Here is a 12,150-nt window from a genome sequence, read left to right as displayed (position 1 = left end):
TAATCTGAGAGTCCGAACCACTGGTCTTCCAGGTTATCGACTGATCTCGCGACCAGCTGTGATAATCATAACGATTCTCATTTCCAAGTCAACAAAGTTTTTCCTGTTTCTGCGAATTCCGCCAAACGCTCGTTTGGATTGCTTGTAAAACGGGGCTTCAAAGGTTAGCGCTCAGGCTGTGCAGGCGGCTGACTTCCTTGTTCAACAGGTCGATTCGCCGTGCCATGCTTTCGATCAGGCTATGGGCGATACGTGGATTACTCTGGGTCAGGCTGAGAAACTGGCTCTTGGGGATCAGCATCAGGGTGGATGGCTCGCTGGCAATCACGCTGGCGTTGCGTTTCTCCCCGGTAAAAATGGCCATCGCACCAAAGATCTCGTCCTTGGGCACATCCCCGACCTTGTGCCCGTCGACAAAGGCTTCGGCGTGCCCTTCGATGATGACGAACACATGATCGGCGTCATCGCCCTGGCGAATCAGCACTTCGCCCTTGGCCACGCGTTGAAAGCCGTTGCTGTTGCGCAACTCGGGCTGCTTGAGGCGGGCAACGGCATCGGAGAGCAGGGCGGTTTGTCCGATCAGGTACTGTAGAAACAGTTCGGCCCGCTGTTCGTCGGCATACAGATGCTGGAACACCGCGGAACGCTGATAGGGGATCAGGCTCAACGGCTGCTCGCTGCTGAGTTGCCAGTGAGGCAACTCAGCTCCTCGGCGCAGTCCGAGCAGATCGCCTTCATGCAGATAAAACAGTGGGCGCTCATCGACGCTGGCTTGTACCTGGCCGCTTCCGAGCAGGAACAACTGGCTGTCGGCAAGGCTGCTGGAGAGGTCTTTGGAAGGGGCCACTTCCAACACATCGCCGGACGGCAGCAGGCCTTCCAGCAGGCGCGGCGGGATGCTCTGCAACTGATTGATCAAGGCATCGGCGTAAGCCGGTTGTTCCCCCAGTAAATACATAAAAAGCCTGCCAGGTCAGTTCTTTTGGCGTGAAGAAATGGCATCCAGCTGTTTGTTGAGTGCTTCCTTGCGTTCTGCCGGAATGTCATTCCAGTGCACATCCATCAGTGCGCCTTCAATGGCGTACAACAGCACCTTCGAGGCTCGAAACCCTCGGGTCCGCACGGCCCGATAGGCATCCACCGCCCCCAGGCGGCGCAAGTCCGAAGCGCTATGGATGCCCACCGCATGCAGCCATTGTGCCGACGTCTTGCCAAGGTTTTTCAGGTGTTGCAATTCATCATTCATCAAGCCTCCTTGCGACGGCCGAATGGTGCGTGGGCAAGTCTCAAAGGAGTGTAGCGCTCAGTAGGAAAAGCGCTGTTCTTTGGTCGGTTTTGGCGCAAAAGCTTCTAAGGCGACAGAGGAAAGTACGCCAGAAACAGAGGGAAGAGGGGGCGGGAGAAGACCAAGTCCAGCGTAAGGCAGAGAGCGCCGGACCTCGGAGCAAAAAGGGGCGATTACTTGGTGCGGTAGCGCAGGCGAGTGCCGAAATTGACGGACATCAGGATTTCATCGGCAGTCAGTTCGGGCGGAAAGTAGGCGCCGGAGATTTGCGCATGGGCCAGGCTGGCGCCTTCCATGGAGGAATTGCGCAGGTCGAGGCCGCGCAGGTCGGCAGAACGGAAGTAGGCGTCGGTGAAGTCGATGCCGTCGGCATTCAGTTCACGCAGGTCGAGCCCACGAAAATCGCCGCCGCGCATGTCGACAGTCTGGTCTTTCGGGCGTTCCCGGTTAAAGCCGTCGATGTCGTCTTTGTGCAGCAAAGCGTAAAGGGGAGTATCGAGAAGTTTGGGCTGACTCATGGGGCGTCACCTGCTGGAATTATGACGCCAGTATAGTGCCACTATTTTTCAGCCGTGAAGCCTTTGCGATTTCACGGCTGAAATAGTTGATTACAAGCCTGGGAGACGCTGGCGAATGTTCGCGACCAGGGCGTCGAGGCTCCCGCTTTCATTGGTCTCGACGCGCTTGCTGCGTAGCACTTCCTCGGCGCTCAGGGCTTCGCGATTGGCTTGCTGCTGTTCGATCACGGCCAGGGTCGCGTCCGAGGGGTCGTTGCGATCGACCTGGCGTTGTGCCAGCCAGCTGGCAATGACGGCCTGCGGGGCATTGCAGTCGATGATCAGGCAAGGCGTGCCGGTCGCTTCGGCAACCTTGGCCGCGGCATCACGCTGGTCGCGCTTGAGGTAGGTGGCATCGATGACCACCGGGAAACCGGCGCGCAGGACGATACCGGCAAGTTCATGCAGGCGGTCATAGGTCGCGGTATTGGCTTGGGCATTATAAATGCCGGCATTCGGATCGTTCTGTACCTGCTGCTCGCCAAACAGGCGTTTGCGCTCGACATCGGAACGCAGGCGAACGGCGCCCAGGGCTTCCACCAGACGCATGGCCACATGGCTTTTGCCAACGGCGGAAACGCCAGAAGTGATCGCCAGGAAGCGCGATGGAATGGTGCTGTAGCTTTCTGCCAGGTTGGCGTAGTTGCGGTACTGGCGCAGGGCCGTGGCGCGCTGCATCGGACTGGCGTCGGCCGGCATGCTGAACAGGGCGACCTTGGCTCGTACCAGGGCGCGATAGGCTTTGTAGAAATTCAACAGCTCCAGGCCCTGATAGTCACCGGTCTGTTCCAGGTACTGGCTGATGAAACGGCGTGCCAGGCATTTCAGGCCGCGGTCCTCCAGGTCCATGGCGAGGAAACCGGTGTCGGCATAGACGTCAGTGAAGCGGAACGGCTCGTTGAACTCGATGCAATCGAAGATCACCACCTTGCCATCGATAAGCGTTGCGTTACCCAGGTGGATGTCGCCGTGGCATTCACGGATGAAGCCTTCGGCCTTGCGCTGGGCGAGGAGTGGCTTGAGTCGTTCGAAGCTGCTTTCGGCCCAGGCTTGCAGGGCTTCGAGCTGTTGCAGGTCGGCCTTGTCGCTGAGGAATGGGCGGATCTGCTCGAAGTTCTGACGCACCGGCTCCATGACGCTTTCCGGGGTGCCGGCTTCGTGGGCTGCCGGGACCCGCGGGGCTTCGAGGTGGAACCTGGCAATCTGCCGGGCCATTTCGTCGATGTGCGCGGTGGTCAGTTCGCCATTGGCTTGCAGCGTGCTGAGCAGCTGGCTTTGCGGGAACTGGCGCATTTTCAGGGCGTATTCGATAACCGGGCCGTCACCCGCGATCTGCGGCGCTTCGGCACTGCCGGTGATCGGCAACACTTCCAGATACAAATCATCGGTCAGGCGCTGGTTCAGGCGCAGCTCTTCGCCGCAGAAGTGCCCGCGCGCTTCAAGGCCGGTGAAATCGAGAAAGCCGAAGTTGACCGGCTTTTTCAGCTTATAGGCATAGGGACCGGTGAGCAGGACCCAGGAGATATGGGTCTCGATGACCTGGAATCCGTCTACGGAATGCGGGTAGAGGGCCGGGTTTTGCAGGGCGGCGATCAGGGATTGGCTCACAGGCGATCCTTCAGAGTCGGGGGAAATTCAAGGGCGTCATTATGGCCGCTGACAGGGCTAACGCAAACCTCGGGCCGCTCCTGTTGACGATGAATAAAGTGCGTATAATCCGCCGCCATGACTCGTACTCGATCCCCCCGTTCCGCTAAAAAACGTCCGTCTAGTGGCCCGCGCCCCTGGCTGGGCTGGGCCTTGAAGCTCGGTCTGGTCGCTCTGGTGGTGCTCGCCGGCTTTGCGGTTTATCTCGATGCCGTGGTCCAGGAGAAATTCTCCGGCAAGCGCTGGACCATTCCGGCCAAGGTCTATGCGCGCCCGCTGGAGCTGTTCGTCGGACAAAAGCTCAGCAAGGACGATTTCCTCACCGAACTCGACGCACTCGGCTATCGCCGCGAAAGCATGGTCAACGGCCCTGGTGCTGCGTCGGTCAGTGGTAACACCGTTGAACTCAATACCCGCGGTTTCCAGTTCTATGAAGGCATGGAACAGGCGCAACCGGTGCGGGTGCGTTTTTCCGGTGACTACGTGGCCGAGCTGTCTGGCAGCAAAGGCTCGAAACTGGCCGTGGTACGCCTGGAGCCGCTGCTGATCGGCGGCCTGTATCCGAAGAATCTCGAAGACCGGATCCTGATCAAGATCGATCAGGTGCCTCCTTATCTGCTGGAAACCCTGGTGGCGGTCGAGGACCGGGATTTCTACAGCCACTTTGGCGTGTCGCCCAAGTCGATCGCCCGGGCGGTGTGGGTCAATACCTCGTCCGGCGCCATGCGCCAGGGCGGCAGTACCCTGACCCAGCAGTTGGTCAAGAACTTCTACCTGACCAATGAACGCAGCCTGAGCCGCAAGCTCACCGAAGCGATGATGGCCCTGCTGCTTGAGCTGCATTACGACAAGCGCGAGATCCTCGAGGCGTACCTCAACGAGGTCTTCGTCGGCCAGGATGGACAGCGTGCCGTGCACGGTTTCGGCCTGGCCAGCCAGTTCTTCTTCAGCCAGCCGCTGGCCGAACTCAAGTTGCATCAGATCGCCTTGCTGGTGGGGATGGTCAAGGGGCCGTCCTATTACAACCCGCGTCGTTATCCGGAGCGTGCGCTGGAGCGGCGTAACCTGGTGCTCGATCTACTGGCACAGCAGGGTGTGGCGACTCCGGAGCAGGTCGAAGCGGCGAAGAAAATGCCCTTGGGCGTGACCAAACGCGGCAGTCTGGCGGACAGCTCGTTCCCGGGCTTCCTGGATCTGGTGAAGCGTCAGCTGCGTGAGGATTACCGCGACGAAGATTTGACCGAGGAAGGCCTGCGGATCTTCACCAGCTTCGACCCGATTCTGCAGATGAAGGCCGAGGCTTCGGTCGGGGATACCTTCAAGCGCCTGGCCGGGCGCAAGGGATCGGATGAAGTCGAAGCAGCGATGGTGGTGACCAACCCGGAAACCGGCGAAGTCCAGGCCATGATCGGCAGCCGCCAGGCCGGTTTTGCCGGTTTCAACCGGGCGCTGGATGCGGTGCGGCCGATCGGCTCCCTGATCAAGCCCGCGGTTTACCTGACGGCGCTGGAGAAACCCAGCCAATACACCCTGACCAGTTGGCTCTCCGACGAGGCGTTCTCGGTGAAGGGTGGCGACGGACAGGTGTGGAAACCCCAGAACTACGACCGTCGTTCCCACGGCACGGTCTTCCTTTATCAGGGGCTGGCCCATTCCTATAACCTGTCGACCGCGCGCCTGGGCCTGGAAGTCGGTGTGCCGAATGTGCTGAAAACCCTGGGGCGCCTTGGTGTCACCCGCGAATTCCCGGCGTTCCCTTCGATGCTGCTGGGGGCGGGGGGCTTGAGCCCGATGGAAGTCGCCACCATGTATCAGACCCTGGCCAACGGCGGTTTCAATACCCCGATGCGCGGGATCCGTAGCGTGCTGACCGCTGAGGGCGAACCGCTGAAGCGTTATCCGTTCCAGATCCAGCAACGTTTCGACCCGGGCTCGATCTACCTGATCCAGAGCGCGATGCAGCGCGTCATGCGCGAAGGTACCGGTAGTTCGGTCTACAACGTGCTGCCGCGCTCCCTGGCGCTGGCGGGCAAGACCGGTACCAGTAACGATTCTCGCGACAGCTGGTTCGCCGGTTTCAGCCAGGATCTGCTGGCCGTGGTCTGGCTGGGGCGTGATGACAACGGCAAGACACCGTTCACCGGTGCCACCGGTGCGCTGCAGGTCTGGACCAGTTTCATGCGCAAGGCCGACCCGTTGCCATTGGATATGCCACAACCGGATAACGTGGTGCAGGCCTGGGTCGACTCGCGGACCGGGCAAGGCTCGGATGCCAACTGTCCGGGCGCGGTACAGATGCCGTATATTCGCGGCAGCGAACCTCCTCCCGGTCCGGCATGCGGTGGCGAAAGCCCGGCGTCCGGCGAGTCGGTGATGGATTGGGTCAAGGGCTGGATGAATTAAGCGAAGAGGGTTTGACGTGAACAAGTGGTGGATTCCAGCTATTACAGCTCTGGCTTTGCTCAATGGTTGCGCCAGCGTGCAGCGTGGCTCGATTCCGGTGGTGGACTCCGGTACCGCGGTGTCCAACAGCGAACGCATTTCGGCCAATGGCGGCTTCCGTCAGACGACCATCAAGCGTCCTGCGCAAGCTCAGGCTCAAAGTATTCCCCAGGACTCGGGCGTGGTGGTGATGGTGCCGGGCGGGGCTGCGGCCACTGCCGCGCCGATCAGCAGCGCACCGATCACCCCGGGCCCGATCACCCCAGGTCCTATCGATACCGCGCCGATCCAGTCCGCGCCGATCAATCAGGGCAGCTACAGCCTGCCGCCGACGCCGAGCGGGGTGCCTTCGGCCAGCTCTGGCGGGCTATCCGCCGATGAGCAACTGGACGGTCCAGTGCTGGCCCTGTTGACCACCGCTCAGCAGCAACAGGCGAGTGGTGATCTGAACGGTGCTTCCTCCAGTCTTGAGCGCGCCCAGCGTGTCGCGCCGCGTGAGCCGCAGGTGCTGTATCGCCTGGCCCAGGTACGCATGGCCCAGGGCGATGCCCCGCAGGCTGAACAGTTTGCCCGTCGCGGCCTGAGCTTCGCCAACGGTCGTCCGGATCTGCAGGCCAGCCTGTGGGCATTGATTGCCCAGGCACGCGAGAAACAGGGCGATGCCGCTGGTGCCGCTCAGGCCCGGCAAAAAGCCAAGGTGTCGCTCTGATGGATGCACGTTTTCCAAAGATTGCCGATCAGTTGCTGTTGATCGAACGTGAGATGCGGTTGCAAGGGCTGTGGGATGACACCCCGCCGAGTGCCGAAGCGCTGGCCAGTGTCGAGCCGTTTGCCGTGGATACGCTGGAGTTCGAGCAGTGGCTGCAGTGGATCTTCCTGCCGCGGATGAAGGCGATTCTTGAGCAGGATCTGCCTTTGCCCAACGCCTCGGGTATCCAGGAAATGGCCGAAGTGGTATTCGCCGGTCGCTCGATGCAAGGCCGGGACCATCAGTTGCAGATCCTGCTCAAGGAGTTTGACCAACTGATCGGCGGCGCCCGCTAAACCTTCTGCAACCACTGCCTAGCGGCAGTGGTTGTCTATCGCCTTCTGTGTTTCCGCAATGCGCTGCTGCCGTTGTTCCTCGGTCAGGCGGCGCACTCCCCCCTCTGTGTTCTCGCTCAGGCGCGGGTTGTTCTGCAACTGCGCCAGGCTGGCCCGTGCCTGTGTGCAAAAACGCCTGCGTTCGGCTTCCTGCCTGGCGAGCTGCTGCTTGACCTGATTGTCCATGACTTGTTGCTGAGGGCCCGGCTTGTCGGGCGGCGGCGTACTGCTCGCACCTTTCGGCGCTTTTGGCAGGGTGATGGCAGTGCTGCCCACGCCTTGGGGTGGCTGGGCGTCGAAATGGGTGACTCCCTGGGCGTCGACCCATTTGTAAATCTGGCCGGCCTGGCACGGGAGGCTCATGGCGAGCAGCAGTCCAGCGGTCATGGCGAAGGTTCGCATTTTTGAATTCCTTATCCAGGATTGCGCAATTGAAGCGCAGACACTCGCGGTTTACAGGTTTTTTCTTGCGTTCTCATGCGCTTAGTTCGAATAAAGCACATTGACGTCTTGACTTGCAGAGGGCGAAACAGAAGAATCCAAAGTCCGCTGTAGAGGGACTGCCAGAAGCAGACCCACTCGGCAGAACATGAGGCGCACATCCGCGCCGACCTGCTACACCCGCAACGCGTTACCTCGCGCTGGGTGGGAAAACCCCGCAACACTTGGGGCACTCCCAATACTTGCTCAGTCAGTGCTGACGTAGTCGGCGACCACCGTCGCTCATGCTCTGCTGAGAAGTAAACCTATTAAGACCCGTCCCCTTTCAAGAGGGCGGTATTCTGGCGTTTTAGAGGTGAACAACGTGGAGCTTTTATCTGGCGGTGAGATGCTCGTCCGCTTTTTGCGTGACGAAGGCGTCAAATATATCTATGGGTACCCGGGTGGTGCTCTCCTTCATGTTTACGATGCCCTGTTCAAAGAACCGGAAGTGACCCACATCCTGGTTCGTCACGAGCAAGCGGCTACCCATATGGCTGACGGCTACGCCCGTGCCACCGGCAAGGCCGGCGTGGTACTGGTGACTTCCGGCCCTGGCGCGACCAATGCCATCACCGGTATCGCCACTGCCTATATGGACTCCATTCCAATGGTGATCATTTCCGGTCAGGTGCCTAGCACCATGGTCGGTACCGACGCGTTCCAGGAAACCGACATGATCGGTATCTCCCGGCCGATCGTGAAGCACAGCTTCATGATCAAGCATGCTTCGGAAATCCCGGAAGTCATGAAGAAGGCGTTCTACCTGGCGCAATCCGGTCGTCCGGGTCCAGTCGTGGTCGATGTCCCTAAGGACATGACCAATCCGGCTGAAAAGTTCGAATACGTTTTCCCTAAAAAAGCGAAGCTGCGCTCCTACAGCCCAGCTGTTCGTGGTCACTCCGGGCAAATCCGCAAGGCGGCAGAAATGCTCCTGGCGGCCAAGCGTCCTGTGCTGTACGCAGGCGGCGGGGTGATCCTCGGTGGCGGTTCCGCGCCGCTGACCGAATTGGCACAAATGCTCAACCTGCCGGTCACCAATACCCTGATGGGCTTGGGTGCCTATCCTGGCACCGATCGTCAGTTCGTCGGCATGCTCGGCATGCACGGCAGCTACACCGCCAACCTGACCATGCACCATGCCGATGTGATCCTGGCAGTCGGCGCGCGTTTCGACGACCGTGTCATCAACGGTCCGGCGAAATTCTGTCCGAACGCCAAGATCATCCATGTCGACATCGACCCGGCGTCCATCTCCAAGACCATCAAGGCAGACGTGCCGATCGTGGGTCCGGTAGAGAGCGTCCTGACCGAAATGGTCGCGGCCCTCAAGGAAATCGGCGAAACCCCGAACAAGGACACAGTCGCCAGCTGGTGGAAGCAGATCGAGGAGTGGCGCGGTGATCGCGGCCTGTTCCCTTACGACAAGGGCGACGGCAGCATCATCAAGCCGCAGACCGTGATCGAGACCCTCTGCGAAGTGACCAAGGGCGACGCCTATGTGACCTCCGACGTGGGTCAGCACCAGATGTTCGCGGCGCAGTACTACCGGTTCAACAAACCCAATCGCTGGATCAACTCCGGTGGCCTGGGCACGATGGGCTTCGGTTTCCCTGCGGCCATGGGCGTCAAGCTGAGTTTCCCTGATGCTGACGTTGCCTGTGTAACGGGCGAGGGCAGTATCCAGATGAACATTCAGGAGCTGTCGACCTGCCTGCAGTACGACCTGCCGGTCAAGATCATCAACCTGAACAACGGTGCGCTGGGTATGGTGCGGCAGTGGCAGGACATGAACTACGGTAGCCGTCACTCGCATTCCTACATGGAATCGCTGCCTGATTTCGTCAAGCTGGCCGAGGCCTATGGGCACGTGGGCATTCGCGTCACGGACCTGAAGGATCTGAAACCGAAGATGGAAGAGGCGTTCGCCATGAAAGATCGCCTGGTGTTCCTCGACATCCAGGTCGATACCAGCGAGCACGTCTACCCGATGCAGATCAAAGACGGCTCCATGCGCGATATGTGGCTGAGCAAGACGGAGCGTACTTAATCATGCGGCACATTATCTCCTTGCTTCTGGAAAACGAACCCGGCGCCTTGTCTCGTGTGGTTGGCCTGTTTTCGCAGCGCAACTACAACATCGAAAGCCTGACCGTGGCGCCGACCGAAGACCCGACCCTGTCGCGTCTGACGCTGACCACCGTGGGGCACGATGAAATCATCGAGCAGATCACCAAGAACCTGAACAAGCTGGTTGAAGTGGTCAAGCTGGTCGACCTGTCGGAAAGCGCTCACATCGAACGCGAGCTGATGCTGGTCAAGGTCAAAGCCACTGGCGCCCAGCGCGCCGAGGTCAAGCGCACCACCGATATTTACCGTGGGCAGATCGTCGATGTCAGTGCCAGCGTGTATACCGTTCAATTGACCGGTACCAGCGACAAGCTCGACAGTTTCATCCAGTCGATCGGCACCGCCTCGATTCTGGAAACCGTACGCAGTGGCGTCACCGGCATTGCCCGTGGCGATAAAGTACTCAGCATCTAACTCAAATTAGCGAACGGCCTGAACGGCCTGATATAGGGGAAATTCATGAAAGTTTTCTACGATAAAGACTGCGACCTCTCGATCATCCAGGGCAAGAAAGTTGCCATCATCGGTTACGGTTCCCAGGGCCACGCTCAAGCGTGCAACCTGAAAGACTCCGGCGTTGATGTCACCGTTGGCCTGCGTAAAGGCTCGTCCACCGTTGCCAAGGCTGAAGCCCATGGCCTGAAAGTGACCGACGTAGCCGCTGCCGTTGCCGGCGCCGACCTGGTCATGATCCTGACTCCGGATGAGTTCCAGTCCCAGCTGTACAAGAACGAAATCGAGCCGAACATCAAGAAGGGCGCCACCCTGGCCTTTTCCCACGGCTTCGCGATCCACTACAACCAGGTTGTTCCGCGCGCCGACCTCGACGTGATCATGATCGCGCCGAAGGCCCCAGGCCACACCGTACGTTCCGAGTTCGTCAAGGGTGGTGGTATCCCTGACCTGATCGCTATCTACCAGGACGCTTCCGGCAACGCCAAGAACGTTGCTCTGTCCTACGCGGCAGGCGTGGGCGGCGGCCGTACCGGTATCATCGAAACCACCTTCAAGGACGAGACTGAAACCGACCTGTTCGGCGAGCAGGCTGTTCTGTGTGGCGGTACCGTCGAGCTGGTCAAGGCCGGTTTCGAAACCCTGGTCGAAGCTGGCTATGCGCCGGAAATGGCTTACTTCGAGTGCTTGCACGAACTGAAACTGATCGTTGACCTCATGTACGAAGGCGGTATCGCCAACATGAACTACTCGATCTCCAACAACGCCGAATACGGCGAGTACGTGACCGGCCCTGAAGTGATCAACGCCGAATCCCGTCAGGCCATGCGCAACGCCCTGAAGCGCATCCAGGACGGCGAGTACGCCAAGATGTTTATCAGCGAAGGTGCTACCGGCTACCCATCGATGACCGCCAAGCGTCGTAACAACGCTGCTCACGGTATCGAAATCATCGGTGAGCAACTGCGCTCGATGATGCCGTGGATCGGTGCCAACAAAATCGTCGACAAAGCCAAGAACTAAGTTCGAGTCTTGTCAGGGAAAAACGCGGCCTAGGCCGCGTTTTTTCGTTTGGATAGACAGGTTCTGGTATAAAGCTGGATCCTTTGTGGTCCAATCGTGACCCTGGGTATCGTCGAAACTTTTCACACCGTTGCAAGGTAATGTCCATGAGCGAACGTCCCGAAGAGCCAAACCAGGCCTCTGACGCCGAAAGCCTGCTACCCATCGATGAGCATGTCGAAGAAGGGCATGACGCTGAAGGCCGTAAAGTCCGGCATCGTGGTATCTATCTGCTGCCGAATCTCTTCACCACCGCGAACCTGTTCGCCGGTTTCTACTCGATCATCAACTCCATGAGTGCCCAGAGCGCGTTGAGCGCCGGGGACGCGGCAGGAGCGAGCAAGTATTTCGCGTTCGCGGCCATCGCGATTTTTGTCGCCATGGTGCTCGACGGTCTGGATGGGCGCGTGGCCCGCATGACCAATACCCAGAGCGCTTTTGGCGCCGAGTATGACTCGCTGTCCGACATGGTTGCCTTCGGCGTTGCGCCTGCCTTGCTGGCATTCGGTTGGGCGCTGGGCGACATGGGTAAGGTCGGCTGGATGGTCGCCTTCATCTATGTAGCTGGCGCAGCGTTGCGTCTGGCTCGCTTCAACACCCAGGTGGGGACTGCCGACAAGCGTTACTTCATCGGCCTGGCCAGTCCGGCCGCGGCGGGTGTGGTGGCCGGTATTGTCTGGGCGTTCAGCGATTACGGCATCCAGGGTTCGAAGATGTCGTTCCTGGTGGCGCTGATGGTGGCGGCGGCCGGCATGCTGATGGTCAGCAATATCAAGTACAACAGCTTCAAGGAGCTGGACCTGAAGGGGCGTGTACCTTTCGTGGCGATTCTCGCCGTGGTTCTGGTATTCGCCGTGGTCTTCAGTGATCCGCCGCGGATTCTGCTGCTGGTTTTCCTCGCTTATGCGGCGTCCGGTCCAGTGCAATACCTGCTGCGTCTTCGTCGACGCAAAACGTTGCCTTAATGTAATTTCCCCCATACTCCGCAGTCTATTGGTGCATCAGTCCTCC

General features: G+C 59.6%; 12 protein-coding genes. 7 read left to right on the top strand and 5 right to left on the bottom strand.

From position 1 onward, the window contains the following. Positions 1-157: 157 nt before the first annotated feature. The 4 genes from CXQ81_RS28055 to CXQ81_RS28040 form a co-directional block, all read right to left on the bottom strand. Positions 158-958: a Crp/Fnr family transcriptional regulator gene (locus tag CXQ81_RS28055; protein WP_007924636.1), complete on the bottom strand. Its 801-nt coding sequence runs from the start codon at positions 956-958 to the stop codon at positions 158-160. 15 nt (positions 959-973) lie between these two features. Continuing rightward, the gene (locus tag CXQ81_RS28050) at positions 974-1,246 is read right to left on the bottom strand and encodes a TfoX/Sxy family protein (RefSeq protein ID WP_007924634.1); all 273 of its coding nucleotides are present in this window, start codon (positions 1,244-1,246) and stop codon (positions 974-976) included. Positions 1,247-1,458: 212 nt separating this feature from the next. Further along, positions 1,459-1,803 carry a pentapeptide repeat-containing protein gene (locus CXQ81_RS28045; protein WP_007924632.1) on the bottom strand — a complete coding sequence of 115 codons (345 nt, stop codon included), beginning with the start codon at positions 1,801-1,803 and terminating at the stop codon, positions 1,459-1,461. Positions 1,804-1,893: 90 nt separating this feature from the next. Continuing rightward, entirely contained in the window at positions 1,894-3,450 is a 1,557-nt protein-coding gene (locus CXQ81_RS28040; protein ID WP_101339134.1) for a bifunctional aminoglycoside phosphotransferase/ATP-binding protein, read from the bottom strand. 117 nt (positions 3,451-3,567) lie between these two features. Here CXQ81_RS28040 and mrcB point away from each other — a divergent pair, with 117 nt between their 5' ends. Genes mrcB through CXQ81_RS28025 form a run of 3 tightly spaced genes read left to right on the top strand, consistent with a single transcriptional unit; the run spans position 3,568 to position 6,975 of the window. After that, on the top strand, positions 3,568-5,892 hold the full coding sequence (mrcB, locus tag CXQ81_RS28035; RefSeq protein WP_101339133.1) for a penicillin-binding protein 1B: 2,325 nt from the start codon (positions 3,568-3,570) through the stop codon (positions 5,890-5,892). A 16-nt stretch (positions 5,893-5,908) separates the two neighbouring features. After that, complete coding sequence (locus CXQ81_RS28030) at positions 5,909-6,640, top strand: M48 family metallopeptidase (RefSeq protein ID WP_007924627.1); 732 nt, start codon at positions 5,909-5,911, stop codon at positions 6,638-6,640. Beyond that, positions 6,640-6,975 (top strand): YqcC family protein, encoded by a 336-nt coding sequence (locus tag CXQ81_RS28025; protein WP_009045645.1) that lies wholly within the window; start codon positions 6,640-6,642, stop codon positions 6,973-6,975. The genes CXQ81_RS28030 and CXQ81_RS28025 overlap by 1 nt, the downstream gene beginning before the upstream one ends. Before the next feature lie 18 nt (positions 6,976-6,993). On the opposite strand, the gene CXQ81_RS28020 is transcribed toward CXQ81_RS28025, so the two are convergent. After that, the gene (locus CXQ81_RS28020) at positions 6,994-7,416 is read right to left on the bottom strand and encodes a DUF4124 domain-containing protein (RefSeq protein ID WP_087091984.1); all 423 of its coding nucleotides are present in this window, start codon (positions 7,414-7,416) and stop codon (positions 6,994-6,996) included. A 403-nt stretch (positions 7,417-7,819) separates the two neighbouring features. On the opposite strand from CXQ81_RS28020, the gene CXQ81_RS28015 reads away from it, so the two are divergent. The 4 genes from CXQ81_RS28015 (at position 7,820) to pssA (ending at position 12,104) form a co-directional block, all read left to right on the top strand. Then, positions 7,820-9,544 (top strand): acetolactate synthase 3 large subunit, encoded by a 1,725-nt coding sequence (locus CXQ81_RS28015; protein WP_007924621.1) that lies wholly within the window; start codon positions 7,820-7,822, stop codon positions 9,542-9,544. 2 nt (positions 9,545-9,546) lie between these two features. Continuing rightward, positions 9,547-10,038: an acetolactate synthase small subunit gene (ilvN, locus tag CXQ81_RS28010; RefSeq protein WP_007924620.1), complete on the top strand. Its 492-nt coding sequence runs from the start codon at positions 9,547-9,549 to the stop codon at positions 10,036-10,038. Positions 10,039-10,083: 45 nt separating this feature from the next. Beyond that, positions 10,084-11,100 (top strand): ketol-acid reductoisomerase, encoded by a 1,017-nt coding sequence (gene ilvC / locus CXQ81_RS28005; protein WP_007924618.1) that lies wholly within the window; start codon positions 10,084-10,086, stop codon positions 11,098-11,100. Between the two features lie 146 nt (positions 11,101-11,246). Then, entirely contained in the window at positions 11,247-12,104 is an 858-nt protein-coding gene (pssA, locus tag CXQ81_RS28000; RefSeq protein ID WP_009045643.1) for a CDP-diacylglycerol--serine O-phosphatidyltransferase, read from the top strand. Positions 12,105-12,150: the final 46 nt, after the last annotated feature.

The organism is Pseudomonas sp. 09C 129 (assembly GCF_002843625.1).
Lineage (GTDB): Bacteria > Pseudomonadota > Gammaproteobacteria > Pseudomonadales > Pseudomonadaceae > Aquipseudomonas > Aquipseudomonas chlororaphis.
Note: the sequence above shows the minus strand (reverse complement) of the source record. Positions and strands in the feature narration are given on the sequence as shown.

Coding starts and splice junctions, on each gene's coding strand:
- CXQ81_RS28055 (WP_007924636.1), bottom strand. CDS start 958: ATGTATTTACTGGGGGAACAACCGGCTTACGCCGATGCCTTGATCAAT.
- CXQ81_RS28050 (WP_007924634.1), bottom strand. CDS start 1,246: ATGAATGATGAATTGCAACACCTGAAAAACCTTGGCAAGACGTCGGCA.
- CXQ81_RS28045 (WP_007924632.1), bottom strand. CDS start 1,803: ATGAGTCAGCCCAAACTTCTCGATACTCCCCTTTACGCTTTGCTGCAC.
- mrcB (WP_101339133.1), top strand. CDS start 3,568: ATGACTCGTACTCGATCCCCCCGTTCCGCTAAAAAACGTCCGTCTAGT.
- CXQ81_RS28025 (WP_009045645.1), top strand. CDS start 6,640: ATGGATGCACGTTTTCCAAAGATTGCCGATCAGTTGCTGTTGATCGAA.
- CXQ81_RS28020 (WP_087091984.1), bottom strand. CDS start 7,416: ATGCGAACCTTCGCCATGACCGCTGGACTGCTGCTCGCCATGAGCCTC.
- ilvN (WP_007924620.1), top strand. CDS start 9,547: ATGCGGCACATTATCTCCTTGCTTCTGGAAAACGAACCCGGCGCCTTG.
- ilvC (WP_007924618.1), top strand. CDS start 10,084: ATGAAAGTTTTCTACGATAAAGACTGCGACCTCTCGATCATCCAGGGC.
- pssA (WP_009045643.1), top strand. CDS start 11,247: ATGAGCGAACGTCCCGAAGAGCCAAACCAGGCCTCTGACGCCGAAAGC.